Below are 26,551 nucleotides of genomic sequence, written 5' to 3'. Positions count from 1 at the left end.
GGTTTAATGCAATGCTTAAAAAAGATAAAAATACAGGAAATGATCGCTTTGTTGAGCAATGGCAAACCTGTCTTCGGGGGCTTGACACAGATAATATTCTTATTTTGGTATTACTGAAAAAAGCACTCAATAATGTTGATTCCATCCGGTTTCACGATATGCAGGCTGGGCGTCAGTTAAGTTGGCGCCAATTACTGCGCAGCATTGTTCATGTTTATCGCTGTTTATGCGAACTGAAGGTTGTTCGTGGTCAACGGGTGGTGACAATTTCACAGAATCGCTGGGAATTATTAGCGATTGAACTTGCCTGTCAGATTAAAGGCGCGATTTATACGCCACTGTATGCTAATTATTCGGCGGAAATGATTGATTATTGCCTGTCGTTGTCAGAACCCGTTGTGGTTATTACAGAAACCGCCGATCAGGCTCAATCCTTACCGCAACATCCTTTATGGAATGTTATAACCTTGGAGGTTTCCGACGTTTTTACTGATTTTGCCACCGTTGATAGTGACACCTGTCAATCTACTCTGGAGACAGCGGTCAGCCATGAAGGAATGGAGGCTGGGTTAATCAACTTGCTTGTGACAGATTTGCAGGCAGCTCAGGCTGAACAAGCGTTCTGTTTAATGTTTACTTCAGGCTCCAGTGGAAAGCCCAAAGGTGTGCTGCTGAGTCAGGCCAATATTCTTTCACAGCAACGCGCTTTAGAAACATTATGGCATTTTGATGGCCCGCAGTCTTTTCTCAGTTATCTACCGTGGCATCATAGTTTTGGCGGATTATTTGAAAAATACACGGCCCTGTTTAGTCAGGCGGTGCTGCATATTGATAACAGCCGGGGTATGGATGTTGCTCAATTGTGCAGTAATCTGAGTCAGTTGAAACCCACTCGATTTTTTAGTGTGCCTAAAATACTGACGGTGGTTGCCAATAAAATGAAACAGTCCGCCGATTTTTACCGCGCAGTGGTTCCTTCATTGCAAATGATTTTTTCGGCTGCATCCAAATTGCCTGCGGAGGTTGAAGATTATTTCAACCTTTGTGATATTCAGGTTGTTGAAGGATGGGGGCTGACGGAAACAAGCCCGTGTTTGACGCTTACGGGGGAAAACTGCCGGGTTACCAACAGCGTAGGCTATCCTTTACCGGATGTCACTCTCCGCATTGATGAAGACACCGGGGAAATTCTGGCAAAAGGGCCGAATATTATGCTGGGTTATTATGCGGATGAAGCCGCGACTCAGCGCAGCTTCAAACAACAATGGTTCAGAACGGGCGATCTCGGCAAAATAATCCAGGGAGAACTGGTACTCTTGGGGCGGTTGGATTCAGTCAAAAAATTGTCCAATGGTGAAAAGGTTTCTTGCGATGTGATTGAACAGAGCCTGTTTGAAAAGACGGATATTATCAGTCACGTCATTGTTGAAATTGAACAACGCCCATACGCCACTGCATTATTGTTTATCAATCCTGAACTTCGCCGTCAGCGGTTCAATGAGGAGTGTGAATTTCAGCATTCGTCACGTTTGCAGGAACATGTCTTGCAGGTATTGCAACAACATAATCATCAGATGACGGAAGCCTCCCATAAGTTGGTTGCAGTTGCACTGACCGAAACACCATTGTCTATGGAAAAGGGAGAAGTTACTCCGTCATTTAAGGTATCACAGCGTACTGTACGCGAAAATTATCATGTTGTAATGAGTGCGCTATATGATACCGGGATACCTTTCCACGTTAATCCGGCATGTCACTCATTTCTGAAAATTTCAGCAAATCATCTTATTTCGTCAGTGTTATCTCAGGACATTCTGCCGACAGAATCCCTTAGCTGGGAAACCTTCGTTCACATTATTAGCCAGATCAGAGACCAAAAATGGTCAGATGATGATGCCCAACGATCTTTATTCGACTTTGGCTACAATTCATTGACGATAGTTCAATTGGCAGAGAGCCTAAGCCAGTTTTTCGGTCAACCCGTTACAGAAATTGAGTTGTTTTCCAGTTCATCAATCCATCAGCTTTGGCAAAAGCTCGGGCTGCGAATGGCAGAAAATGTTTCTGATCTTGCGGATCCCGTCGGCCAGTTGCCTTTGGGAAAATATCATGCAGATATTGCCATTATTGGCTATGCCGGACGTTTTCCCGGCGCAGAAAACGGTGAACAGCTATGGGAAAACTTACTCGCCGGAAAAAACATGTTTGATCGTTGTCCAGAAGAACGCTCCTTTATGGCTCCGTTGCTGGCGGAGTTTGCCGCTGAAGGCATCCCATTAAGCGGGGCATTTTGTGACGGTATCAGCCAATTCAATCATAGCTTCTTTCAAATCAACCCGAAGGATGCCCGATTGATGGATCCTCAGCACAGATTATTGTTGATGGTGGCATGGGAGGCTATTGAACATGCCAACCTGAGCCTGAATGATTTGAAAGCAAGCCGAACAGGTGTATTTATCGGCATCAGCCAAAATGGTTATCGGCAATTGTTGCATGATTATCAAACCGAGACAGGGGAAAAAGGTTATCCAAGCAGCGCAATCAACAATCAGAATAGTGTGTGCGCCAATCGATTGTCGTATTTCCTGGATTTAAGGGGGCCTTCGTTAATTGTCGATACATTGTGTTCATCATCATTGGTGGCATTGCACCAGGCGCGTCTGAGTATTGAAAGAGGTGAGTGTGATACGGCCATTGTAGGAGGTGTACATCTGCAATTGGATATGGCCCATTTCAGGGAAATGCATCAATTGGAAGTATTATCCTGTGATGGGATATGCCGCCCTTTTGATGCCGAGGCGAACGGAACGGTTTTGGGGGAGGGTGCTGGAGTGGTGATCCTTAAACGTCATGATCTGGCTATTCGTGATCGAAATGATGTCAAAGCAACTCTGTTGGCTTCCGAAGTTTATCATGGTGGCCGCAGTAACGGTATAACGGCACCAGACCCGCTTTCCCAGCAAAGATTGCTGGAGCAGTGTTGGGCGAATGCAGGTATAAAGGCGAGTGATATCGCTTATATCGAAACACATGGCACCGGCACGCGCTTGGGTGATCCTATCGAACTGTCTGGGATTAGCGCCTGTTTTCGTGACGAAAAAATGAAGAATCCCTGTTATCTCGGCGCGGTCAAAGCCAATATCGGTCACCTTGAAGCCGCAGCAGGTATAACCGGATTGATCAAATTACTGCTAATTGATAAGTACAGAATAGCGCCGCCAGTAGCCACATTTAAGCAGCTTAATCCTCGGATCTCGTTGACTGAAGGCCAACTGGAAATCCCGACGATTAGGCAGCCATTGAGTGCTGAAAAAACGTGTTTGGCTGTCAGTGCTTTTGGTATGGGTGGCACTGGAGCACATGTTGTCATTAAAAGTGAAAATAGAAACGTGCTTCCTTATGATGGTCTTTCTCATACAGAGAAAATAAGTACAGAACAAACAGATGAAACGTTGCCTTGTGTTTTGAGTGGATGCGATCAAGCGCATTTGCAGGCTGTAGCCGCTGGTTTATTGGTTCATGTGCAGCAGCAGGTGAGACAGCAACAATTTGTACTGACACACTTTTGTCAGGCGCTGGCGCAGCGTACGGTGTTACCGGTTGTTTGTACGTTGGGTGTCAATAGTGCTGAACAATTGATTGAGCAGCTATCGGCAATGGCCAGAGGAGAAGTTATTGGCTATCGTGCCAGTGAAGCCAGTGAAAATCCGGCGACAACACTGGCGTTGGTTTTTGCCGGACAGGGAACTCAATCGGTAGCAATGGCGGAACAGTTGTATCGTCATCATATGCCATTTGCACGCTGGCTTGATCACATTGACCAATTGTGTTCTGAAATTGCCCATGAAACCGGTCAAGTTAAAGTGGAAGTAAAAAAACTCCTGACGGACTCAGTGGATGAACAAACAATCCACCGTACCGAGTTTGCTCAGGTAATTTTGTTTGCTTTCGAATATGCCTTGTACCAATGTTTGCGTCCTGCTATCGGGCGTGTCGATATTCTGCTTGGTCATAGTCTTGGTGAGTATGTCGCCGCTTGTGTCGCTAATGTATTTTCACTGAAGGAAGGGTTGAGGATCATCATTAAACGAGCTCAACTGATGGAAATGAGCGATCCCCGAGGTGCCATGATGATGGTGAACGGCTCGGCGGAGCAAGTTAGTGGGTTTATTGCAACAGAATGGCTCAGTGATCTGACTATTGCAGCCGAAAACAGTGAAACTAATACAATTATTAGTGGCCCGCGTAGTGCGCTTGAGCATTTTCAGCAGCAACTGGAACAATCTGGTTTCCATGTTCGCTTTATCAATACCAATCGGGCATTCCATTCTCCCATGATGAACAACGCGGCTCAGGAATTTGGTCAGTTTCTCGCAGGGATTCCTCTTCAGGTGGCAGAGATACCTATTTTATCCAATCTGACGGGCCAGCCGGAAACAGACTGTTTCGCCACAATTGAATATTGGCAACAGCATATGTTAGGACGAGTACTGTTCCGCAGTAATCTAGAGAAATTAACCGCCATGACAGGGCTGAAAATAATTGAGATTGGCCCTAAAAGTATGCTGGGCACATTGCTTGATGAAGCTCCGCAACATCGCTTTGCTTCAGCATATTGCTCCTCCTCAACAAGCCAGCAGCTCAATTATGACGATTTGGTCGCGTTGTTGGCGAGTGAGCATTTATCGGGTTCACCAAGAGATTGGTTGACAATGTATGTACCGTTTACGTTCAAGCCGGCGCTATTGCCGGCCAGAACATTACTGACAGACGATTATTGGTTCACTGAAGCTGCTGTATTGCCATCAAGCAGATTAAAATACCAGCTACAGCCACAACAACCTGATGATCATTTAAACCCGACTGCTCGTGAGCCTCTCGCCATTATGCAGCAACAAATTGACTGTATGAACGCGATTTTCCAAGCCCAATCAGAAATTATGAAGGGAATGTAATGTAATGACTCAACTGCCGAATGAAATTAAACACTCTCTGCAAAGCTGGTTACAATCAGAATTAGCGAGTGAGCATGTGCCTACAGATACTGATTTTCTGGCGATGGGTATTGAATCTCTCACGTTGATTCGACTGAAAAACAATATTAAATCCCAATATGGGGTTGATATAGGCATTGGAAAGTTTTTCAAGGGATTGTCGAATCTTAATAAAGTCGCTGATTTTATCAGCAATCAAGCGCAACCTATTACGGTTGATCATGCGAATGATAAGCCACCTACAGTTTTTGTCCCTGAGCCGAGTTTACAAGCACAGACACAGACAATGGTGATTGCTGAAAATGATATAACGCTTCCTCCCATATCGCCTGCTGTAGCGCCAGCAACAATCATGTCCGACGAACAGAATATTATTCGCCGTGAAGCTGATCCCATCATTGAGAATACACCAAGCATTGAATACGCATCAGGTATAGGGAACTGTTCAGGCAGTGAGATCAAACAGAGCATTATGGCATCCCAGTTAAATGCCATGCAGCAATTGTTCCAACAGCAGCTGGCGGTATTACAGAATCTTGGGGGAGGGAATCCTGTTATTGCGGCAGGCAGTGTTGTTCAGACAGACAAGGTTGTTCAGACAAAAAAAGTTTTATCTGAAAGCAGCACTCAACCAAGCCCCCAACAACAGGCACCAGTCTCTATTAATGAACCGGCGGTTCTGCCTGAACAGTCCCCATCTGCGGTGAGCAAACCATCAACATCATCTGGAGAACAAATAACGTCTGGTGAAAAAGCTAAATTTACTTATAAACCCGTTGAGGTTTCGGTATCCGGGCCAGATGATGCTGAAACAACTGCATTTATTCAGCAGTACAATGCGAAAACCAGTGTTTCCAAAGCGGCGGTACAGAAATACCGGAAAGTGCTTTGTGATAATCGAAACTCTATTCAATTTAACAGTAAACTCAAAGAGTTGTGTTATCCGATTGTAGGAAAAACGGCAAAAGGAGCACACTTTACTGATTTAAATGGCAATATTTTTATCGATATTGCGATGGGGTTTGGTGTTAACTTTTTTGGACATAATCCTGATTTTATTCAGGGCGCGTTGCAAAAACGGCTGCAACGTGGTTTTCATCTCGGGCCGATTGATGAGTCAGCTATGGTTGTTGCGGATTTAATATCCGAAATTACGGGGGTTGAACGAGTCTCTTTCACCAATTCAGGCACAGAGGCAATTATGTTGGCCTGCCGGGTAGCCAGAGCGGCCAGCAGGAAAAGAAAGATAGTTATCTTTAATAATGCCTATCATGGTCACTATACGGAAATCCTTTTTATGGGGGGCATGAAACAGGGCGAGATATATCCTCAATCCAGCGGTATTCCTGAAACGTTGGGACAGGATATTGTGGTTCTCAATTATGGAGAGCAACAAAGTCTGGACTATATTGCAGCGCACGGGAATGAAATTGCCATGGTGATGGTTGAACCCGTTCAATCACGTAATATCAATTTACGACCAAAACCTTTTATTCAGTCGTTGCGGAAAATCACTGCGCAACAGAACGTTGTACTGCTATTTGACGAAATCATCACGGGGTTTCGTTATCACCCAGAGGGAGCGCAGCATTACTATCAGATCAAGGCCGATTTGGTGACATATGGCAAAGTCATCGGTGGGGGGATGCCGATTGGCATCTTAGCGGGGAATTCGGCAATAATGGATTATCTTGACGGGGGTTTCTGGCAATTCGGTGACACATCTTATCCGCCGAATGAAACGACCTTTTTTGCCGGAACGTTCTGTAAACATCCTCTGACGATGGTAGCGGCCGAAGCAACGTTATTGCGGATGAAAGCAGCGGGACCAGCGTTACAAACAGATTTGAACGACAGAACTTCAGGTTTTGTTGAACGGCTTAATGGTTTGTTCACTGCGGCAAATTGCGGTATAGAAGTGGCAAATTTTGGTTCATTATTTAAGTTCAGACAGAAGAAAACACACGAACTGTTTTTCCATCACTTGCTGATGAACGGGGTTTATACTTGGGAAGGACGTACCTGTTTCCTCTCCACTGCTCATGATGATAGCGTGCTGAATGCGTGTTTCGATGCTTTTGAACAATCCGTTGAGGCAATTTCCGGCAAACCCAGATTGTTGAACGTATCCACAGAATCGGATGCCACTACCGAAGTAAAAGCCAGCATCATTACTTTGCCCGAATTTAAGTTGCAAAAAAATCTGGCGATGTCCAGCTGGTACGATCCTGCGGCATCAAGGTCTTACAATGAATTTGTCCAACTTGTGATCACCGATGGGTTAGATCTACACCGTTTCAACAGCACTATTGAGTACTTATTCAATCGCCATCAACAATTGCGCCAGATTTTTTGTCCCGAAACCTTTAGAACGGTAGCCGGTCAGTTTGACCATCATGCCGTAATACATACCGAGACGGCGAGCATTGATTCACCAGAACAGTTTTTTCAATGGCAGCAAATGTGTCTGGATGAGGAATTTAGGCTTGATTGTGGGCCGATGTTCAGAGTGCATGTTGCTCAGATTGATTTATCCCGGCCGGTTTGGGATAAAGCTTGTTTGGCATCGTACGCATCCAGGCATCACCGTGTGGATATGATCCTTTTGATTGCCCATCATACGATTGTGGATGGTATCTCTTTAGATGTGCTTATTGATGAATTGGCGGCGGCTTATCATGGAAACCGTGATTTACCTCCCGCAATGCAATACGAGGAGTATCTGAACCGTCTGGCTGCATTCAAAAAAATACCAGAGTTTATTCATCAAAAATCATTCTGGCATAAGTATCTGTCTGGATGGCAGACGGACCTGGCTAATTTACCGGCGCCCGATCCTGCGGTACTGACAGGGGGGGAAGAAGTGCTTGCTACGGGTGGTTTCCACCTTGATAAATTGCCGCCTGAACTGACCTCTGAAATTCTGGCTTATGCTGCTAAACAACGTGTAACACCTTATATGTTGATGTATACCGTCTATTCTATTTTTCTGGGGACGGTGCTTAAGCAATCTCAGTTTGTTATGTCTACTTCAGTATCAGGGCGTAATTTTGATAACTTCGACAATCTGGTAGGTTTAACGACCGCAATGTTGCCTGTTCGGGTGAATACCCGCAGGGATGAACAACATTTCAGTGAATATTTTGATCTGACGTGTGAACAATTACTGGATATTTTTTCCAATCAGGATATTACCGTTGACGATTTGACGATACAAAATTGCAGTCTGGGGTATCGTTCGGACAAGGTAACACGTTATCTCAATTATGATTTCAACTTTAGTCCCCGTAAACTCAAACTTAATGACAGTGACAGTTGGTTTTTACTGTTGGATAACCCTAAGCGTTACATTGTAGGTCAATTATCTTTGGATGTGTTTCATAGCGAAGATGATTTATATCTCCATTGGGAGTATGCAGCGCAAGCCTACAGCAAGGAACAAATCAAAACGCTGTCAGGCAAGCTGATCCAGTTATTGCATTATCTCATTAATTTCCCTGAATCTGACATATTGACGTTAGCAGATATTATTGCTTATTTGAATTCGCTGGATACGCCTTCCATAGCGATTGGACCATTGCGGAAAGATCTGCTGTACAGAGCACCGATCCATGCTTTATTTGAGGAAGGTGTTGTTGATGCGCCACAGGCATGCGCATTAATTGATGTCAGTTTGAAAGCAGGGAAACGTCAGCTTTCATTTGCTGAATTAAACCGACAGGCAAATGCGTTAGCTCATTCTCTATTGAATCAGGGGCTACAGCCGGAAGAACCGGTTTTTGTCAGTGTACGCCGTGGAATTCCTTTGGCTGTCTCGGTATTAGCTGTACTGAAAGCGGGGGGTGTGTACGTGCCTGTTGATAAAAAATTGCCTGATACCCAGATTGAATTCCTGCTTTCAGAACTGAACCCGCGATTTGCCCTTATCGACGGGGATTATGGCGCTCTGAATGATGGCAACGAGGTGAGAAATGATACGCTTGTTTCGTTATTGAAAACGCTTTCTCATGTCCGGTCTTTCAACTTTTACGATGAAGAAACGTTATTGCGTCAATGCGGAGTTACTGAGAAAAATAGCACATTGCTGCAAAACCCCGGAAAAGAGATACCAGCCGGCCAGACAGCTTACATTACCTGTACTTCAGGGAGTACCCAAAAAGCCAATTGTGTGATGAATTCTCATGGCGCGATTGCTCACCATTGTCTGATGATGAAGGAGTATTTGGATATTCATCCAGAAGACAGAATGCTTCAATTTACCGATTTATGCTGGGACATTGTTCTTGAAGAACTGTTCCCTGTTTGGGTTGCAGGAGGGAGTGTTGTCTTTTTCGGTGATACACCACCGGATACTTTTGCTGACTTCAATCAATTATTGATTGAACAACAAGTTTCTCTGGCTGATTTACCATCTGCCTATTGGCAGGGATGGGTAGATAGTCTGGCAGATCCTGCTATGGATTATCCATCCCACTTACGGCGCATTTTAGTGGGAACTGAAAAAGTTGATCCACAAACGTTGAAAAAATGGCAACAGTGCGTGCCTGAAGGTGTCATTTTCTCCAATGCTTATGCACAGACTGAAACCACCATTACCGCTACAGATTCCGTGGTAATGACTGATACCCCCATAGGTGAAACGGTGCTGCTTGGCAAGCCATTGCCCAATACGGGATTCTATGTGTTGGATGAGTCTGGTCAACCCGTGACCCGTGGCGAGCCGGGGGAACTGTATATCGGTGGTCCGCTGGTAACTAAGGGATACTTTGGTAATGATGCCCTGACCGCGGCCAAATATGTGGCTGATCCTTATATTCCGGCAGAAGCATGTCATCATGCCGCGCCACTTATGTACAAAACCGGTGATTTGGTCAGCATGGATGAACAGGGAAGCCTGTCATTTCTGGGGCGTACCGATTTTCAGATCAAAGTGCGGGGATATCGCATTGAACCCACTCAGTTAGAAAGTGCCATTGCCCAGTGGGAAGGAATTGAACAGGTTGTACTGACGACAAACAACGTGATTGATGTGAGTATCCCTGTCGCGGACACAAAATTACTCTGTTATGTGAAGACTCAGGCAGATAAGGCCGAACAAAAAGCGCTAAGTGAACGGATACGTCGGTTTATCAGTGAACATTTTGCTCATTATATGCAGCCACATACCATTGTATATCTGCCTGAATTCCCGAAAACAGCTAATGGCAAAGTATCGATAAAGCAGTTCCCGTTGCCGGGACATATTTCACAAAATCATCCTTTACCGTCCCATGATGGCAACCGTGTTGAGCAGCCATCCTCACCAGTAGATCTGAACAGTTCTGCGGGTCGTTTATTGCTGGCTCATCTTGGGCAACGGGAGCTGGATATGAACGATAGTTTCATCGCGTTGGGAGGAGACTCGTTAACGGCGATTAAAATTTTGTCTGCACTGCAAAAGGAACACGGAATTACCCTCAAATTGCCAGAATTTATGGCTTGCTCAACCTTGGCTGACCTTATCGAATGGATCGAGTCCATGTTGATGACGAACAGAGAAATACCTGTATCAGTTGTACCAGATAGCCATATATCGTCAGAAAAAAGAGAAGAAAGACCTGTATTGCAGGCTCGTCGTCGTAAAAAAAAGGGAATGGCTGAATGAAGGGTGTACATGGATTCTATCCGCTTTGGATTGGCATAGCCGTATCGATTTTTGGCAGTGAGCTGACGGAATTTGCGTTCGGGTTATGGCTGCTTGAGGAACAAATGTCAGTCATGGCTTATACGAATATGTATTTAGTCTTGGTGCTTCCGGCCTTTTTACTGATGCCGTTAGTAGGCTATGTGATTGATCATTACGATAAACGCAAAGTGTTATTACTGACGGAAGGTATTGCGGGCCTGGCTCTGGCAATTGTGCTTTTGTTCAATTACTTTGGTTACATCAATACCATCGTGGTTTATCTTTACATCGCTCTGACCAGTGTACTGACAGCGTTACAGATTGATTGTTACAGCACGCTGGTCTATCGGCTGGTACCGCAATCTTCATTAAACCGTGCAAATGCGTTGGGCAGTCTCAGCGATTCATTGCCACAAATGTTGGCTCCGGTTGTTGGTGCGTTTCTGTTTTCTCACTATGGGTTAGGCATCGTGCTGACGGTTGATCTTCTCACCTTTATGGTCAGCGCATTTGCCGCAGGACTGTTGTTCAGGATAAGTGCTGTGCAGTTTCTGCCGTCCGATAATGGCACATTATCTAAATTGAACTGGAAAATCATCTTTCCTGATATGGGATGTGTCCGATTGGTTAAGGCATCACCAGAAATGACCTATATGATCGCGTACACTTTATTTAAAGGCATTTTGGTTGGGGGGACATTAATCACCATTGTTCCTTATTTCACAACCTATTTTTCTGTCGCAGACGCGGGTTACATGATGTCTATCGGTGGGGTATCTATGGTGATTGTCAGCTTGATATCGGCCTGGCAGCCCGGGATATTGAAGCATATGCCGTTATTGTGGCTGGAGTTTCTGTTTGCGATTGGTTTTGTGGTATTGACGCAGATAAAAAATGTTTATATTTCCGGTATTTGTATTGCACTCAGTTTTATCACAATGCGGATAAGCATTATCAAAATGCAAACATTATGGCAGACCGTTGTGCCGAAAATATATCATGGCCGCGTTTTTGCCCTGCGTAATTTGGTGAAGACATTCAGTAGTTTTATTATTTATCTTATCACTGGGATTGTTTTGGAAATTTTGCTGGCTCAAGAGGGAGGATGGGCGATTTGGGGGCAGAATAACCCGATGGATCTTTATTTTATTGGGATCACCCTACTGATATTACCTCCCTTGCTTATTACGACAAGAAAATTGTTATTAGCTATAGGGGGGAAATAAGATGCTCAGGATAGGCATTATCGGTACAGGGGCCGTTGCATGTTATTTAGCTTATCAATGTAAAAAACAAGGGTGTCAGGTTTTCTTATTATCTTCACGGGGTATCAGAAATCAGGCACATCCTATCCGCCAAATTCGTCAAATACTACTCAGTGATAATGAAAATCATGGACAGGTCGTGAGTGAAAACTCCGACAGTATTATTATTGATGGTCATTTCACTGACTATGCTGATTTTCTGTCAAAAGATTTTGATCAATTGTATGTGTGTAGTAAGACAGTTTCCAATCAGTACATTTGTCGGCAATTGTCGCGCTATAAATATCGGCTTCGCAGCCCTGTTGTTATTTTTCAAAATGGTTTTGCCACAGAACAGCCCTTTATTGACGAAAAATTAGGTGTCACGGTGATCCGTGGCGTGCTCAATTTTTCAGTGGTATTGCATGGCAAACAAAACCTGAAAGTGATGTTCTTGAAAACCAGTTATCTTGGTTGCGTTGAACTCACCGAACAGGCAGAAGCTGATATTTTGGCGGTTTTGGATTTACTCAATCAAGCCGGAATACCTTTTGAAGACTGCGAAGATATCATACATAAGGTCTTTGCCAAAAACACACTTAATGCGGCAGCGTCTGTATGCGGATTAATCCGCACCGGAGTACAGACAGCGATGAGTAATATTGGTTCCCGAACAGTGATTCAATCGATCATTGATGAATGCACTGCTATTGGTGAAAAAACCGGATATGTCAAAGATAGTGAACATTTCCGACATCAATCCACAGGGTATCTCCTGTCAATTCCCGATGTTAATTCCTCTTTGGTGCTGGATGTCATCAATGGCAGAGAGACAGAAGCCGATACTTTACTGGCTTCCTTTATTGAATTGAGTCAACGTGTCAATATTGCCACGCCAAATCTGGAATTTGTTTATCGCTATTTTGATTTTTACAACACATATATAACCCAATCTCAGACATTCGCGAATACTATTTTGGTAGAAGGAGATGCTTAATGAGTGATACTAACATCAATGCGACAGGCAAATTACCCGAAGGCGGAGAAAGTGTTCTGAATGACGTATTTTCTCCTTATGCTGATTATTTCATCGATATTATTGAGCAGCGTCACTCGTATATTTCGACTGAACCGGTTGGAATATATGAGAGCCAAATTAAGCACTATATTTGTCAGAATTATTTTAATAATGAACAGCAGACGCTGTGGAAAAAGATCCCTCAGTTTATAGCACCTATCCAATCACTGGAGAAAATCGGTGACTTTATTACAGTCGATTATCAAGGGCGTGTTCCCATGATTGTGAGTAAAGTCGATGATGATCGCTGTGCTGTATTTGAAAATGTCTGCCCACACCGTGGAGCCAGACTTGAACATCATGGCGAAGGGTGCAAAAAGGCCTTTATCTGCCCTTACCACAGTTGGTCATTCAGCCATCAGGGTAATCTGATCGCCGCACGCTGGAAGGAAGCTTTTCCGGAAATACCCGAGCAATATCGTTCGTTGACCTCAATTGTTGCCCAGAAAAAATTCAGTATGTTGTGGCAGATGCCCGGTGAACCTAACCACGGTTTTTCTTTGGAACATTGGTTTGCTGACATTGAAGATCAGATGTCTGCTATCGGTTTTGAACAACACCAGTTGCTGAATTGCCGTGAAAGGATGGTCAGGGCCAACTGGAAATTACTGATTGAAAATTTTATCGAATATTATCATGTCCAATCCTTACACCGGAATAGTCTCGCTCCTACACTGAATGGTCAGCTCTACTCGCTGGATTCTTTTGCGCAGCATGGCCGGATTCTGACCCCACTGAAAAATTTGGCGCAGGTTCGTCGGCAAACACCACATAAAACTCGCCGGGAAATGGTTGCCACGTATTTGCTGTTTCCGAATGTGATTATAGGGGTGCAGCCCTATCATGTTTTTGTCTCTTTTTATCATCCTGTGTCAGCGAATCAAACCTGGTCTAAGACATTCAATTTTATTCATAAAACTGACGCAGAGATAAGTGAGGTATGCCAATTGGATGTGGAATATCTGGCGGAAGCCCTGGAAGAGGATTATGAGGCTATTGAACAAGTCCAAAGAAATTTGGAAGTCAGTAGCGCACCCAGCTTGCTCTATGGTGAAGCAGAATCTCTGATTGGTCAGTTACATCGCAACTTGGGGGCTATTTTGCGTCAAGGTGGGAAGGAGGTAAATCAGGCATGAGCGAGATAAGAGACGCAAAATTTGCAGCTTTTGAGATTGATGAAGTCTTGGTATCTGCGGGTCAGCAAGATTTGTGGCTGGCAGAGCAACTGACCGAAAAACAGCTGTACATTGTACCTGTAACCTACGAATTGACAGGCTCACTGGATCAAAACAGGTTGCTGGACGCGATTGCGCAGACGGTACAAAGCAGTGAAGCTTTTCGCACTGCATTTGTCGAAAGCGATCAAGGGTTAGTCCAGCACATTTATCCTGAGATTGAGCTGCCCGTTACTGTTGTGGATCTATCTGAGCAGGATATCGCACTGAATGACCATGATCGGCTGCAACTGGCATTGGCACATTGTCAAAGAAATTTGGAAACGCCGTTTACGTTGAATCAACCGGGTCTGGCTCGTTTCTCTCTGGTGAAGTTGGGAGAGCAGAGCCATATTCTGCATTTCTGCCTCCATCACCTGATTTGTGACAATGACTCAGTGGCATTGATTCTCAATAATATTGCTACCGTCTATGCAGGGGAGAGTCTATCCAGAGATACAGGTGATGAGTGCCTTGAATACGCTGAATTTGCCGCGTGGCAGAATGAATTGCTCAATGGTGAATATTTGAACGATGATGAAGACTATTGGTTGAAGGAGCTGGTGGGGGTTGATGGACGCTTGGAACTGTCTATTGGCAACCCTGCACCATCAAAAAATGAGCAAGGGGGGATGGTTCGATATCAATTAACGCCTTCTTTGGTCACGTCTTTTAATCATTGTGCCGCTACTTTGGGCATTTCACCGGCACTGGGTTACTTCACTGTATATGCTTCTTTGCTGTATCGGCTGACAGGCCAGCAAACTATTGTTTTCGGTGTGCCCACGTCTTTGCGCGATGATCCTCGTTTGGAAAAAACGATAGGTTATTTTATTAATGTGTTACCGATTAAAATCGTTTTCCATCCGCAAATCACGTTTGCCAATATCGCCGCTCAGCTTAGTCACCAGCTTTACAACGGCATCGAACACCAGCAATTTCCTTACAACCATATTGTACGCAGTGTCAGCAATGCACAACAAATCACTCAGGCTCCGTTATTTAATGTGATGTACAACTATTTTGTGGGTCAGGGAGACTGGTCATTATCAGGAACACAGGCCCGTCAGCATGAATTGACGCCTGTGGGGGGGAAGTTCCCATTAACGCTGTTTGTGATTAATCATCTGGATACCGTAGAGATATGTTTTGAATATCAATACGCACATGTTGTGACCGATTATGCCGAAGTATTAAGCGACAGCTATCAGCAAATATGCACAGCAATGATGCTTAATGTTGATCAAGAGGTGTCAGCACTATCTTTGTTGAATGAAGTGGATTATCAACGTCAGGTTGTGGCATTCAACCAGACTGATGTTGTCTTTCAGGACGATTTTTGTCAGCACTTTTTCCGACAATTGAATAATGAACCCGGGCTAACGGCGATTGAATATTGGCAGGGATCACATGCTGAGAGGTTCAGCTATGAGAAATTGCATGGTTTGAGTCAACAGATCGCAGATGAATTGCGTACTCATATTATTGCAGATACATCACGCCAGGCGAAGGTGGTGATTTTTTCAAGTGCCAGCCCTTTGGCGTTAGCGACGGTTGTCGCCTGCTTGACCGAAGAAATAATATGGATACCCGTGGATAGTGACTTACCCCTCAATCGATTGTGCCTGATTGTTGAGGATGCCTGTCCCGATGCCATCGTGATAGAGGAAAAAGCTGCGGGTGAGAATGTGTCTTTGCTGGAGGCAATCACACATTTCAATATCCCTGTTGTTAAGTTGAAAAATGAATGGGAAACGGGGAGTGGTGATAATTATACTAACTGTATTTCTTCAATATTTCGTTGGAAACGTACTGAGGAAAAAAACGATCTTTGTTACATGATTTATACCTCGGGTACGACAGGGAAGCCTAAGGGGGTTGAAATTTATCGCAAAGGTCTTAACAACTATCTTAACTGGGCCGCACGAACTTATATGCCGACAGGTGCGAATGACTTAGACGGTCAGGGAGTGCCCGTAACCACGTCTTTTGGATTTGATGCCACCATAACCAGTTTGCTCCTGCCATTGATGACTCGGGGGCATGTGATGCTTTTTGAATCACAGGAGAGGCAGGATGAGGCATTATTGCGTTTGCTTGAGCTAAATAAGCCATTAGGTTTAATGAAAACTACACCTTCACAACTGGAACATTTGGCACTTAATTTAAACCACAAACAATCTCCACTGGATATTAAGGTGATTGTGGTCGGTGGTGAGCAAATGAGTCGTGCTCATTTGGATTATCTCAAGATGATTGCCCCTGAAAGTGTCTATTTTAATGAATACGGCCCGACGGAGGCTGTTGTGGGTTGCTGCGTGGAGCGTTTGAGTCTCGCGGATGAAGACATACACAGCCATCAGGGGGTGTTACCGATAGGATCGCCTATCGCCAATACACGAATGTATGTCCTTAATGAGCGGGGGTGTCATCAACCACTGGGTGTGATGGGAGAGCTGTTCATTGGGGGAGAAGGGGTGGCTAAAGGGTATTGGCAACGTCCCGATTTAACAGCCGATGCGTTTATTGATGATCCATTCTCGAAGATTAATGGAGAACGCCTTTATAAAACAGGGGATTTGGCCTGTTTTATCAAAGATAACAAATTATTGTGTCTGGGACGGAAAGACAAGCAGCTTAAACTCCGAGGTTATCGAATTGAACCGGAAGAGATTGAATCATGGATTAAGCAGATACCGGATATTGATAAAGCTGTGGTTATAGTTGAAAAACAGCCCCATGAACGGCTTTGTGGTTATCTGGTTGTATCTTCAGTGTTTACAGGAACTGACCGAGAACTTATTGATAGGGTCAAACAGCATTTGCAGGGCCAATTACCGAACTACATGATCCCAACACAATTGCGGGTAATTGAAGCCATTCCCTATACAATTAACAACAAAATTGACACTGCTGCATTATTGACGTTAGGGCTGAATCAGGTTCCTTCTGTTGAAGAACCGCATATGGAATTTGAACTGAATTCTGAAGTAGCAGAGCAGGTTCTATCCTATTTTAGCGGGATACTGAATCACCATGTTGTTTCTCTGGAGGATAATTTTTTTGTATTAGGGGGGGATTCTCTGATGGCAGCGCGTTTGTTGGCGAAAATCAACGCCCATTTCTCCATTGAGATAAAACTCAAAGCCTTTTACCCGCAAGCCTCTCTGACAAATTTGATTGCGTTAGTGGAGCAGCAGTTGCATTGACATAATGAGCATCATAATAACGCGGTGCATATCAATACGCGGTTTTAGGAATACAGGAGTGGAGTTTGGAAAATAATAATGTGTTGATTATACACAAACCGATCAGCAAACCGAGGCTGAGACTCTTTTGCTTTCCATATGCAGGAGGATCAGTGAGAACCTATCATGATTGGGCAACTTATTTTCATGATGATATTGAAATTGTCGCTGTGCAGCCGCCGGGACGGACAACTCGGGTTGGTGAACCCCTGTATGAAAATTTATATTCGCTGGTCAATGAATTAATGGTTAATGTTACCTTTATCACGCAAACTCCCTATATTTTTATTGGTCATAGTTTGGGATGTCGGGTGGCATTTGAATTTGCCTGTCAGTTACAATCCCGCGCTTACCCCACTCCGGCTCACTTCTTTGCGTCAGGGTGTCCAGCACCACATTTGAAAGATAATAATCCTTATACTCATCATTTACCGCGTGATGAGTTTATCCGTGAATTACAGAAAATGAATGGTACTACTGATGAAGTATTGTTGAATGACGAACTGATGGATATCTTGCTACCAGTTTTGAGGGCGGATTTCAAAATGGCTGAAACCTATCAACCAGAGCGATTTGTCCTGAAAAGCCCGATAACAGTTTTAAATGGGGATGCTGATCCAGATGTTAAACCGATTGAACTTTATGCTTGGTCAGAATTAACCAGTGAAGACTTAACGGTACAGGCTGTATCAGGAGATCATTTCTTTATCGATCAAAATAAAGAAAAAGTGATAGAGATTGTTGCATCTGTACTTTCGGGCATATGATGAAAACAGACTACCGGCCTATGGGATGGGAGGTAGTCAATCTTTAGCTTATTTCACCAATAATCAGCTTCTTGCCTTACATGTTAAACTCAACGCAAATAACATTGCCGCACAAAGCACTACCGAAGGCCCGGCAGGGGTATTATAGAATGCGGATAATGTTAACCCTCCCGTGACAGAAAACATACCGACAATAATAGCAAAAACCGCCATTTGTTCTGGTGTGCGAGAGAATCGGCGTGCGGTGGCAGCCGGGATAATCAGTAGGGAAGTGATGATCAACGCCCCGACAAATTTCATCGCCAGACCAATGGTCAATGCTGTCACTAACATCAATAGAACCCGCAGGCGCTGAATTTTAATCCCATCAACAAAAGCTAAATCTTGGCTAACTGTCATTGATAACAGCGCACGCCATTGCCATGTCAGCAATCCGGTAACAATCGCAACACCTGTTGCAATCAGCCAGAGATCTTCATAAGTGACAGACAATAAATCGCCAAATAAATAAGCCATCATATCGACCCGTACACTGGTCATAAAACTGACAACAACTAAACCCAGAGATAAGGCACTGTGAGCCAGAATGCCCAGCAATGTATCAACTGCCAGCTGAGGACGTTTTTCCAGCCAGACTAAAAGAATGGCTAATATCAATGTGACGGCAATAACGGCATAAAAAGGATTCACATTCAATAAGAAGCCAAACGCGATACCCAGTAGTGATGCGTGTGCTAATGTATCACCAAAGTAGGACATTCTGCGCCAGACGACAAAAGAACCAAGAGGCCCTGCGGCAATTGCCAATAAAATACCGGCTAACCAGCCGGGAAGTAATAATTCAATCATCGACGTGGTTCTCCACCATTTTTCAAAATAATTTTTCCTCTCAGATCATGATGATGATTATGGTGATGTCGGTAGACTGCCAGTTGCTCGGCACCATGACGACCAAACATGGCAATGAATGCTGGATGCATAGACACCACTTCCGGAGTACCAGAGCAGCAAATATGTTGATTAAGGCATAAAACTTCGTCTGTTTTCGCCATCACTAAATGCAGGTCATGGGATACCATAAGTACAGCGCAATTAAGCTCAGTTCTGATTTGATTAATTAAATCATAGAGTGCCAGCTGGCCGTTGACATCTACGCCTTGTGTTGGTTCATCAAGTACCAGAAGTTGAGGGTGGTTGAGCAACGCTCTGGCAAGCAAAACTCGTTGAGTTTCTCCGCCTGATAGCTTTTGCATCGGCTGATCTAATAAGTGGGCAGCTTTGACCCGGTCTAATACCGGTATGATATCTGCCGATTTTACATCAGGTCTTAGCATCATAAAACGCTTAACAGTCAGGGGCAATGTGGGGTCAAGGCTAAGTTTTTGCGGAACATAACCAATTTTCAGTGTTTGGTTGTGTTCGATAATCCCTGAAGCAGGGGAAATTAAACCCAGGACAACATGAACCAACGTTGATTTTCCAGCTCCATTTGGACCAATCAGTGTCAGGATTTTGCCTTGTTTGAGAGTGAAAGAAATATTGTTTAATACTTTGCGGTTACCAAACTCAACCGTAACATTTTTTAGGGTAATCATAGTTGGCATGTTAAAAGTGTCTTGCAGAAACATTGAGATGTTATAATATAACAAATATCAAGTTGCTGCATGGAATATTCATATTATGTTACACAACCCACAGAAATACGTGCATAAATTTTTTCGTAAAATCGCATTGGTGACTGGTCTGCTGGCTGGAGTGAACAACGCTGCGCAGGCAGAGGTTGTTACATCTATTCGTCCGCTAGGTTTTATTGCCGCGGCCATTACTGATGGTGTAACAGGTACTCAAGTGCTTTTACCTGATGGCGCATCTCCACATGATTATGCTTTACGGCCCCTGGATGTCAGAAAAATAAATCAAGCTGATTTAATGGTTTGGATTGGCCCAGATATGGAAACATTTTTGGCAAAACCGATTTCTAGAATAGACAGTAATAAACAACTGGCACTGGCTGAATTATCTACTATAAAACCACTGTTATTGAAAAATAGGGGTGATGATAATGATTTAGGTGAATCGCATCAGCATAAACATGAAACTGATCACAAACATCACCATCATGGTGAATATAATATGCATATTTGGCTTTCTCCCGAGATTGCAGAGAAAGCAGCTCAGGCAATATATGATCGACTGGTTGAGCGTTACCCTCGACAAAAACAGCAACTAGAAGTAAACCTACGTAAATTCAATGGACAGCTTATAGAATCTGATAAGAATATTGCTAGTATTTTAAAGCTTGTACAAAAGCAGGAGTATTTTGTTTTTCATGATGCATACAGTTATTTTGAAAAACATTATAAATTGTCTTCACTAGGGGTTTTCACTGTTAATCCTGAAATACAGCCCGGGGCGCAAAGATTACACTATATACGAACACAATTGGTTGAGCAGAAAGCAAGATGTGTTTTTGCTGAACCTCAATTCAGGCCTGCCGTTATTCATGCCATAGCAAAAGATACCGGTGTGAAGATCGGGACACTTGACCCATTAGGGAGTGGCATTGTATTGGACAAAGGCAGCTACATAAAATTTATAACTCAGTTGTCAAAACAATATTTGAGCTGCCTGAATTAGTACAATAAGGAATTTTATTAGTGCAGCAGATAGTTAAAACTATCGCTTTGGTATACAACAACCTACCTAAACCACACAAGATTATGCTTGGGTCTTTGACGTTAGTCACTCTGGCGGTCGCAGTGTGGCGGCCTGTTGTTTATCATGAGCGAGAAGAACGGACAGGTAGTATTATTCTCAGTACGCCTAATCATATCTCTGATGCTAACGATGATGAGGTCGGCGATATCAATGAACAACTGCCTGATGAGGGAATTAATGATGAAGAGGGTAGTTCAGATACAACAGCAAATATCCCTCATCAATATGTTGTTTCCAATGGTGATACTTTAAGTTCCATTTTGACCCAATTTGGGATTGATTCTTCAGATGTGGCTTTGTTAGCAAATCAATATAGAGCGCTGCGTAATTTAGGAATTGGTCAATCGCTATCTTGGTCGATTGATGAAAACGGTAATTTAAAAACGCTGACGTGGAATATATCACGTCGAGAGACACGCGATTATACCCGTGAAGGGGATACGTTTAGCGAAACAAAAGAGTTTCAGAAAGGCGAGTGGAAAAATAGTGTTATCCGAGGCACTGTTGACGGCAGTTTTAATGGCAGTGCCCTTATTGCTGGATTAAGCGGCAGCGAAGCCCGGGAGGTTACTAAGGCTCTGCAATGGCAGATAGACTTTCGTAAATTACGTAAAGGCGATCGTTTTTCTGTCCTGATGTCCCGTGAAATGCTTGATGGGAGGAGTGAGCAGAGCCAGTTATTGGGCGTTCGCCTGCAAAGTGGCGGAAGTGATTATTATGCTTTCCGTGCTGATGACGGTCGTTTTTATGATAGTCATGCTTCTGGTTTAGAACGTGGCTTCTTGCGTTTCCCTACAACGAAACAATTCAGAGTATCATCCAGTTTTAATCCGCGTCGTTTAAACCCAGTAACAGGGCGGATCACTTCACACCGAGGGGTTGATTTTGCCATGCCTATAGGAACTCCGGTTCTGGCAGTCGGTGATGGGGAAGTCATTGTAGCTAAGTTTGATGGAGCAGCAGGTAATTTCATCGCCATTCGCCATGGGCATCAATACACTACCCGGTACATGCACTTGAGAAAATTATTGGTAAAACAGGGCCAGAAAGTGAAGCGCGGTGAACGCATCGCTTTATCAGGTAATACCGGTCGTTCAACGGGGCCACATTTGCACTTTGAATTTTGGGATAATCAGCAACCTGTTAACCCACTCACGGCAAAATTACCACGTTCTGGTGGATTAAATGGTAAAGAGCGAGCTGAATATGTTGCAATAGTTAAGGATGTTAAACCTCAATTATTACTAGATTGAATGAATTAATGCCGGATAATTGACAGACACAAAAGCGGATGATTGGTATCATCCGCTTTTGTGTTATTTTTTGTTAGAAGTTTGAGTCTCGAAAACGAGCATTGGAATCATCAGAGTTAGCTCATGAATAAAGAGAAAGATACAGATAGTAAATTGGGGTATATCCCTAAGTTTCATTGCTCTTATTTGCTTCCTCGTTATTGGGGGCTTTGGACTGGTGTGGGAATATTGGCCGGGTTAGCTTATATTCCAGTAAAATGGCGTGATCCATTACTGGCGAAGATAGGTGTTTGGGCTGGCAGAAAAGCAAAAAGTGCTCGTCGTAGGGCAAAAATAAATCTGATTTATTGCTTTCCTGAATTAACAGACCCGCAGCGGGAAGACGTAATTGACCAAATGTTTGCTTGCGCTCCTCAGTCATTTGTTATGTTGGCAGAACTTTGCCTAAAAGGTACTAAATCGACGTTAAAGCGAACTCAGTGGCATGGTGCTGAAATTCTTGATGATTTAAAAGCACAAGGAAAAAATATCATTCTCATGGTTCCTCATGGGTGGGCGATTGATATTCCAGCTATGCTTTTGGCGGCACGTGGTTACAAAATATCAGGCATGTTCAACCATCAGAGCAATCCTGTAGCTGATTACTTATGGAATAAAGTTCGCACACACTTTGGTGGCCGTTTGCATTCCCGTGAAGCAGGTATTAAGCCTTTTATTGCATCGGTACGTGAGGGATTTTTGGGTTATTATTTGCCCGATCAGGATCATGGTGAAGAGCACAGCGAATTTGTTGATTTTTTCTCCACTTACAAAGCGACATTACCTGCGGTCGGGCGTTTAATGAAAGTTTGCCGCGCAGCTGTTGTTCCATTATTTCCTGTTTATAACAGCCAAACCCATCAACTGGATATTTATATCCGGCCACCAATGGATGATATTGCAGGGCAGGATAATGCGTATATTGCTCGTCGTATGAATCATGAGCTAGAAGAGATGGTTAGACCTAATCCTGAACAATATACATGGATATTAAAACTGCTTAAGACGCGGAAAGAAGGGGATATTGAACCCTATAAGAGAGAAGATCTTTAACTCGAGGCTTATTGAAATAAAGGGTGTGTAAAAATTTATTTTTCTTGACTGATTAAACCTCCCCCCTAATAGATAATTATTCTTTTATTAGGGGGATAAGCTATTAAATATTTGCAGTAACATTTTTAATAAATATATTAACTTATTGTTTGTTTTATTATTTCCAATAAATTACCTGTTCCATAACATGAATCATTGCTCTGGCAATAGCAACCCGTTGTTGTTGCCCTCCAGATAGTTGTATGGGTTTATGACTTTCTCTGTTTTTTAAACCAAATTTATTTATTGTATTAATAACCTTATCCTTTCTTTGTGACTTGGGGTAACCTCTATAGGAAAATAATAAATTACTTTAATCTTGCAAGCTGCAATGTGAAATTTATAGGGCATAGTGAAATAGCGTAGTTTGATGAGGTGGTTAGTTTTTATATTACGATAACGAGGACAGCCAATAACACCTTGGAAGAAAATAAAAAACACGAAATATATGATATGCTTATTGTGGAAAGAATAGGGTCATGATAATACGACCCTATATATATTTTATGAATGATTATTCTACTTCAAGTATACGGCAGGTATTGGTACTGCCGATAGTTCCCATCTGATCACCCTGCGTTACCAGGATTAGGTCACCTGAAGAAAGATAACCTTTATCGCGCAGGCGGTTTACCGCTTCGTTTGCGGCAGCGATGCCATCAGTATGCCAGCTACAATAAACGGGAGTGACACCGCGGTAAAGGGCAGTGCGGTTTAAGGTAGATTCATGGCGTGACATAGAGAAGATGGGCAAACCTGAACTAATGCGAGACATCATGCGGGCTGTTCGACCAGATTCAGTCATAGCGATAATTGCTTTGACGCCTTTCAGGTGGTTAGCCGCATACATGGTTGACATCGCGATAGCTTCTTCAATGCTTTCGAATGTCATATCCAAGCGATGTTTGGAAACATTAATACTTGGCATTTTTTCAGCCCCCAAACAAACTTGTGCCATTGCAGCAACGGTTTCTGCCGGATATTGACCCGCCGCAGTTTCGGCAGAGAGCATAACGGCATCAGTGCCATCTAATACTGCATTGGCAACATCCATGACTTCAGCACGGGTTGGCATTGGGTTAGTTATCATGGACTCCATCATTTGCGTGGCGGTAATTACGACACGATTCAGTTGACGGGCACGGCGAATCAGCTTTTTCTGTACACCAACCAGCTCAGGATCACCAATTTCGACACCCAAATCACCGCGGGCAACCATAACAACATCAGATGCCAGAATGATTTCATCAATAATCGCATCACTGCTGACAGCTTCAGCGCGTTCCACTTTAGCGACGATTTGGGTTTCACAACCTGCATCACGCGCGAGTCGGCGGGCATAATTCAGATCTTCACCTGAACGGGGGAAAGAAACGGCGAGGTAATCAACACTAATTTTGGCCGCAGTGATAATATCTTCCTTATCTTTTTCAGTCAGCGCTTCGGCTGATAACCCGCCACCCAGTTTATTAATCCCTTTATTATTAGAAAGCGGGCCTCCTACCGTAACTTCTGTGAAGACTTTCATGCCCTGAACATCCAGCACTTTCAATTGAACCCGCCCGTCATCCAATAGCAGGATATCGCCGATCGTAACATCAGATGGAAGACCTTTATAGTCGATACCGACTTTTTCTTTATCTCCTTCTCCTTTACCCAGATTGGCATCCAGCAGGAATTTATCCCCAACGTTGAGGAAAATTTTTCCTTCTTTAAAAGTGGATACGCGTATTTTGGGTCCTTGAAGATCACCTAAGATGGCAACGTGGCAGCCTAAGCGGGCAGCTATTTCACGTACTTTATTCGCACGTTGGATATGATCTTCTGCTGTACCATGAGAAAAATTGAGGCGGACGACATTGGCTCCCGCACTGATAACTTTTTCTAAATTGCTATCACGATCTGTTGCTGGGCCAAGTGTAGTGACGATTTTCGTTCTTCTGAGCCGTCTGGACATGTATTACTCCGTTGACCTGTGAAGTATCCCTTCGTTTTTCGAACTACAATTCGAAATCCATTGGGTATATGAGTTTCCGATTATCGTAGGATAACCATTTAATTTCTTGATTATCAACCCCGCACTGTAGAAGATGTAGATGCGGGAAACCTTTCTATGCTATCAGTCTGGAGAATTGATAAATAGTGAACAAAAACACAGTCTATTTTATGATTTATTGATGTTTATCAAACCGGGAATTACGTAATGCTTCTTTGACCCTCTTCAAGTTATCCCTGAATTTTGAGCCTCGGCGCAGTGTAAAACCGATAGCCAGCACATCAATGATGGTAAGTTGCGCAATTCTGGAAACCATCGGCATATAGATATCGGTATCTTCAGGGACATCCAGAAGGATAGAGAGGGTAGCTTCCTGTGCCAATGGGGAACCTGTTGAAGTAATGGCTATCACTGTCGCATCATTTTCACGGGCCAGTTTGGCTATTTCCACGAGATTTTTCGTTCGTCCTGTATGGGATATCAGCACAACAACATCTCCTTCGGTACTGTTAATGCAGCTCATTCGTTGCATCACAATATCGTCAAAATAGGTTACCGGAATATTGAAGCGAAAGAATTTGTTCATCGCATCATGAGCTACCGCCGCCGATGATCCCAAGCCAAAAAAAGAGAGCTTTCTGGCTTGGGTCAGCAGATCAACTGCCCGGTTAATTGCCGCGATATCCAGATTAGTTTTAACCGTTTCCAAATTTGCCATGACTGATTCGAAAATTTTATTGGTATAAGATGTGACGCTGTCACTTTCTTCCACATTGCGATTTACATAGGGAGTACCATTGGCAAGACTTTGTGCCAGATGCAATTTAAAATCGGGAAATCCTTTGGTGTCCAGACGACGACAAAAACGATTAACCGTAGGTTCACTCACATTCGCCATTTTGGCCAGAGTAGCGATGCTTGAATGGATAGCAGTCTGGGGTGAGGCAAGGATGACCTGCGCAACTTTTTTTTCTGACTTACTCAAAACATCAAGACTATTTTGGAGCCGTTCCAATGTGTTCATAAGACGCGGTTTAACCTCGTTTTTAACGATTTCATTAACAGGAGAAATCTATGTCATTCTCATGAAAATATACTACTTGTTATTGAAGGCTGGCAGTGGTAAAAACCGGGTAACTTAGATAATGTCGTCATAAATTATTTTGTGCGATAATAAGATTTGCATTCCATAAACAGAGTGAACTAACCATGAGCACGCCTGCATACCGCCGCCACGATATTT

Annotated in this window: 14 protein-coding genes and 1 pseudogene; 10 read left to right on the top strand and 5 right to left on the bottom strand. The window is 43.6% G+C overall.

All coding sequences use genetic code 11. From position 1 onward, the window contains the following. The first annotated feature begins 11 nt into the window (after window positions 1–11). From BM329_RS01485 to BM329_RS01455, 7 genes are all read left to right on the top strand, one after another. Window positions 12–4,955, top strand: a complete 4,944-nt coding sequence (locus BM329_RS01485; protein ID WP_092547866.1) for a type I polyketide synthase — start codon at window positions 12–14, stop codon at window positions 4,953–4,955. Between the two features lie 4 nt (window positions 4,956–4,959). Further along, window positions 4,960–10,638 (top strand): aminotransferase class III-fold pyridoxal phosphate-dependent enzyme, encoded by a 5,679-nt coding sequence (locus BM329_RS01480; RefSeq protein ID WP_092547863.1) that lies wholly within the window; start codon window positions 4,960–4,962, stop codon window positions 10,636–10,638. Beyond that, window positions 10,635–11,885 carry an MFS transporter gene (locus BM329_RS01475; protein ID WP_092547860.1) on the top strand — a complete coding sequence of 417 codons (1,251 nt, stop codon included), beginning with the start codon at window positions 10,635–10,637 and terminating at the stop codon, window positions 11,883–11,885. Before BM329_RS01480 ends, BM329_RS01475 begins: the two co-directional genes overlap by 4 nt. A gap of 1 nt (window position 11,886) precedes the next feature. Then, complete coding sequence (locus tag BM329_RS01470; RefSeq protein WP_092547857.1) at window positions 11,887–12,900, top strand: ketopantoate reductase family protein; 1,014 nt, start codon at window positions 11,887–11,889, stop codon at window positions 12,898–12,900. Further along, complete coding sequence (locus BM329_RS01465; RefSeq protein ID WP_092547854.1) at window positions 12,900–14,117, top strand: aromatic ring-hydroxylating oxygenase subunit alpha; 1,218 nt, start codon at window positions 12,900–12,902, stop codon at window positions 14,115–14,117. Before BM329_RS01470 ends, BM329_RS01465 begins: the two co-directional genes overlap by 1 nt. Continuing rightward, entirely contained in the window at window positions 14,114–17,404 is a 3,291-nt protein-coding gene (locus BM329_RS01460) for a non-ribosomal peptide synthetase (RefSeq protein WP_092547852.1), read from the top strand. Before BM329_RS01465 ends, BM329_RS01460 begins: the two co-directional genes overlap by 4 nt. 80 nt (window positions 17,405–17,484) lie before the next feature. After that, window positions 17,485–18,210, top strand: coding sequence for a thioesterase II family protein (locus BM329_RS01455; protein ID WP_281245118.1), 726 nt, complete (start codon window positions 17,485–17,487; stop codon window positions 18,208–18,210). Between the two features lie 63 nt (window positions 18,211–18,273). On the opposite strand, the gene znuB is transcribed toward BM329_RS01455, so the two are convergent. Both znuB and znuC read right to left on the bottom strand, forming a co-directional pair. Beyond that, window positions 18,274–19,059 carry a zinc ABC transporter permease subunit ZnuB gene (gene znuB, locus BM329_RS01450; protein WP_092547846.1) on the bottom strand — a complete coding sequence of 262 codons (786 nt, stop codon included), beginning with the start codon at window positions 19,057–19,059 and terminating at the stop codon, window positions 18,274–18,276. After that, the gene (gene znuC / locus BM329_RS01445) at window positions 19,056–19,814 is read right to left on the bottom strand and encodes a zinc ABC transporter ATP-binding protein ZnuC (RefSeq protein WP_092547844.1); all 759 of its coding nucleotides are present in this window, start codon (window positions 19,812–19,814) and stop codon (window positions 19,056–19,058) included. Before znuC ends, znuB begins: the two co-directional genes overlap by 4 nt. Before the next feature lie 76 nt (window positions 19,815–19,890). Here znuC and znuA point away from each other — a divergent pair, with 76 nt between their 5' ends. From znuA to lpxM, 3 genes are all read left to right on the top strand, one after another. Beyond that, a complete protein-coding gene (gene znuA / locus BM329_RS01440) occupies window positions 19,891–20,847 on the top strand; it encodes a zinc ABC transporter substrate-binding protein ZnuA (protein WP_092547837.1) in 957 nt (318 codons plus the stop codon). Between the two features lie 20 nt (window positions 20,848–20,867). After that, window positions 20,868–22,181, top strand: a complete 1,314-nt coding sequence (gene mepM, locus BM329_RS01435; RefSeq protein ID WP_092547836.1) for a murein DD-endopeptidase MepM — start codon at window positions 20,868–20,870, stop codon at window positions 22,179–22,181. A gap of 123 nt (window positions 22,182–22,304) precedes the next feature. Further along, window positions 22,305–23,273: a lauroyl-Kdo(2)-lipid IV(A) myristoyltransferase gene (gene lpxM / locus BM329_RS01430; RefSeq protein ID WP_092547834.1), complete on the top strand. Its 969-nt coding sequence runs from the start codon at window positions 22,305–22,307 to the stop codon at window positions 23,271–23,273. 157 nt (window positions 23,274–23,430) lie between these two features. On the opposite strand, the pseudogene BM329_RS01425 reads toward lpxM, so the two are convergent. The 3 genes and pseudogenes from BM329_RS01425 to BM329_RS01415 form a co-directional block, all read right to left on the bottom strand. Continuing rightward, a pseudogene (locus BM329_RS01425) lies at window positions 23,431–23,574 on the bottom strand (ATP-binding cassette domain-containing protein); the annotation flags it as partial. 252 nt (window positions 23,575–23,826) lie between these two features. Continuing rightward, window positions 23,827–25,269, bottom strand: coding sequence for a pyruvate kinase (pyk, locus tag BM329_RS01420; protein WP_092547832.1), 1,443 nt, complete (start codon window positions 25,267–25,269; stop codon window positions 23,827–23,829). Between the two features lie 214 nt (window positions 25,270–25,483). Further along, the gene (locus BM329_RS01415; RefSeq protein ID WP_092547830.1) at window positions 25,484–26,332 is read right to left on the bottom strand and encodes a MurR/RpiR family transcriptional regulator; all 849 of its coding nucleotides are present in this window, start codon (window positions 26,330–26,332) and stop codon (window positions 25,484–25,486) included. Between the last annotated feature and the right edge of the window lie 219 nt (window positions 26,333–26,551).

This window comes from Xenorhabdus koppenhoeferi (genome assembly GCF_900116635.1).
GTDB lineage: Bacteria > Pseudomonadota > Gammaproteobacteria > Enterobacterales > Enterobacteriaceae > Xenorhabdus > Xenorhabdus koppenhoeferi.
This window is presented reverse-complemented; position numbering and strand designations above follow the sequence as displayed.

Excerpts from the sequence above, each read along its gene's own strand:
- BM329_RS01460 (WP_092547852.1), top strand. The coding sequence starts at position 14,114 with ATGAGCGAGATAAGAGACGCAAAATTTGCAGCTTTTGAGATTGATGAA.
- BM329_RS01470 (WP_092547857.1), top strand. The coding sequence starts at position 11,887 with ATGCTCAGGATAGGCATTATCGGTACAGGGGCCGTTGCATGTTATTTA.
- pyk (WP_092547832.1), bottom strand. The coding sequence starts at position 25,269 with ATGTCCAGACGGCTCAGAAGAACGAAAATCGTCACTACACTTGGCCCA.
- BM329_RS01465 (WP_092547854.1), top strand. The coding sequence starts at position 12,900 with ATGAGTGATACTAACATCAATGCGACAGGCAAATTACCCGAAGGCGGA.
- BM329_RS01475 (WP_092547860.1), top strand. The coding sequence starts at position 10,635 with ATGAAGGGTGTACATGGATTCTATCCGCTTTGGATTGGCATAGCCGTA.
- lpxM (WP_092547834.1), top strand. The coding sequence starts at position 22,305 with ATGAATAAAGAGAAAGATACAGATAGTAAATTGGGGTATATCCCTAAG.
- BM329_RS01485 (WP_092547866.1), top strand. The coding sequence starts at position 12 with ATGCTTAAAAAAGATAAAAATACAGGAAATGATCGCTTTGTTGAGCAA.
- BM329_RS01480 (WP_092547863.1), top strand. The coding sequence starts at position 4,960 with ATGACTCAACTGCCGAATGAAATTAAACACTCTCTGCAAAGCTGGTTA.
- znuB (WP_092547846.1), bottom strand. The coding sequence starts at position 19,059 with ATGATTGAATTATTACTTCCCGGCTGGTTAGCCGGTATTTTATTGGCA.
- znuA (WP_092547837.1), top strand. The coding sequence starts at position 19,891 with ATGTTACACAACCCACAGAAATACGTGCATAAATTTTTTCGTAAAATC.
- BM329_RS01415 (WP_092547830.1), bottom strand. The coding sequence starts at position 26,332 with ATGAACACATTGGAACGGCTCCAAAATAGTCTTGATGTTTTGAGTAAG.
- znuC (WP_092547844.1), bottom strand. The coding sequence starts at position 19,814 with ATGCCAACTATGATTACCCTAAAAAATGTTACGGTTGAGTTTGGTAAC.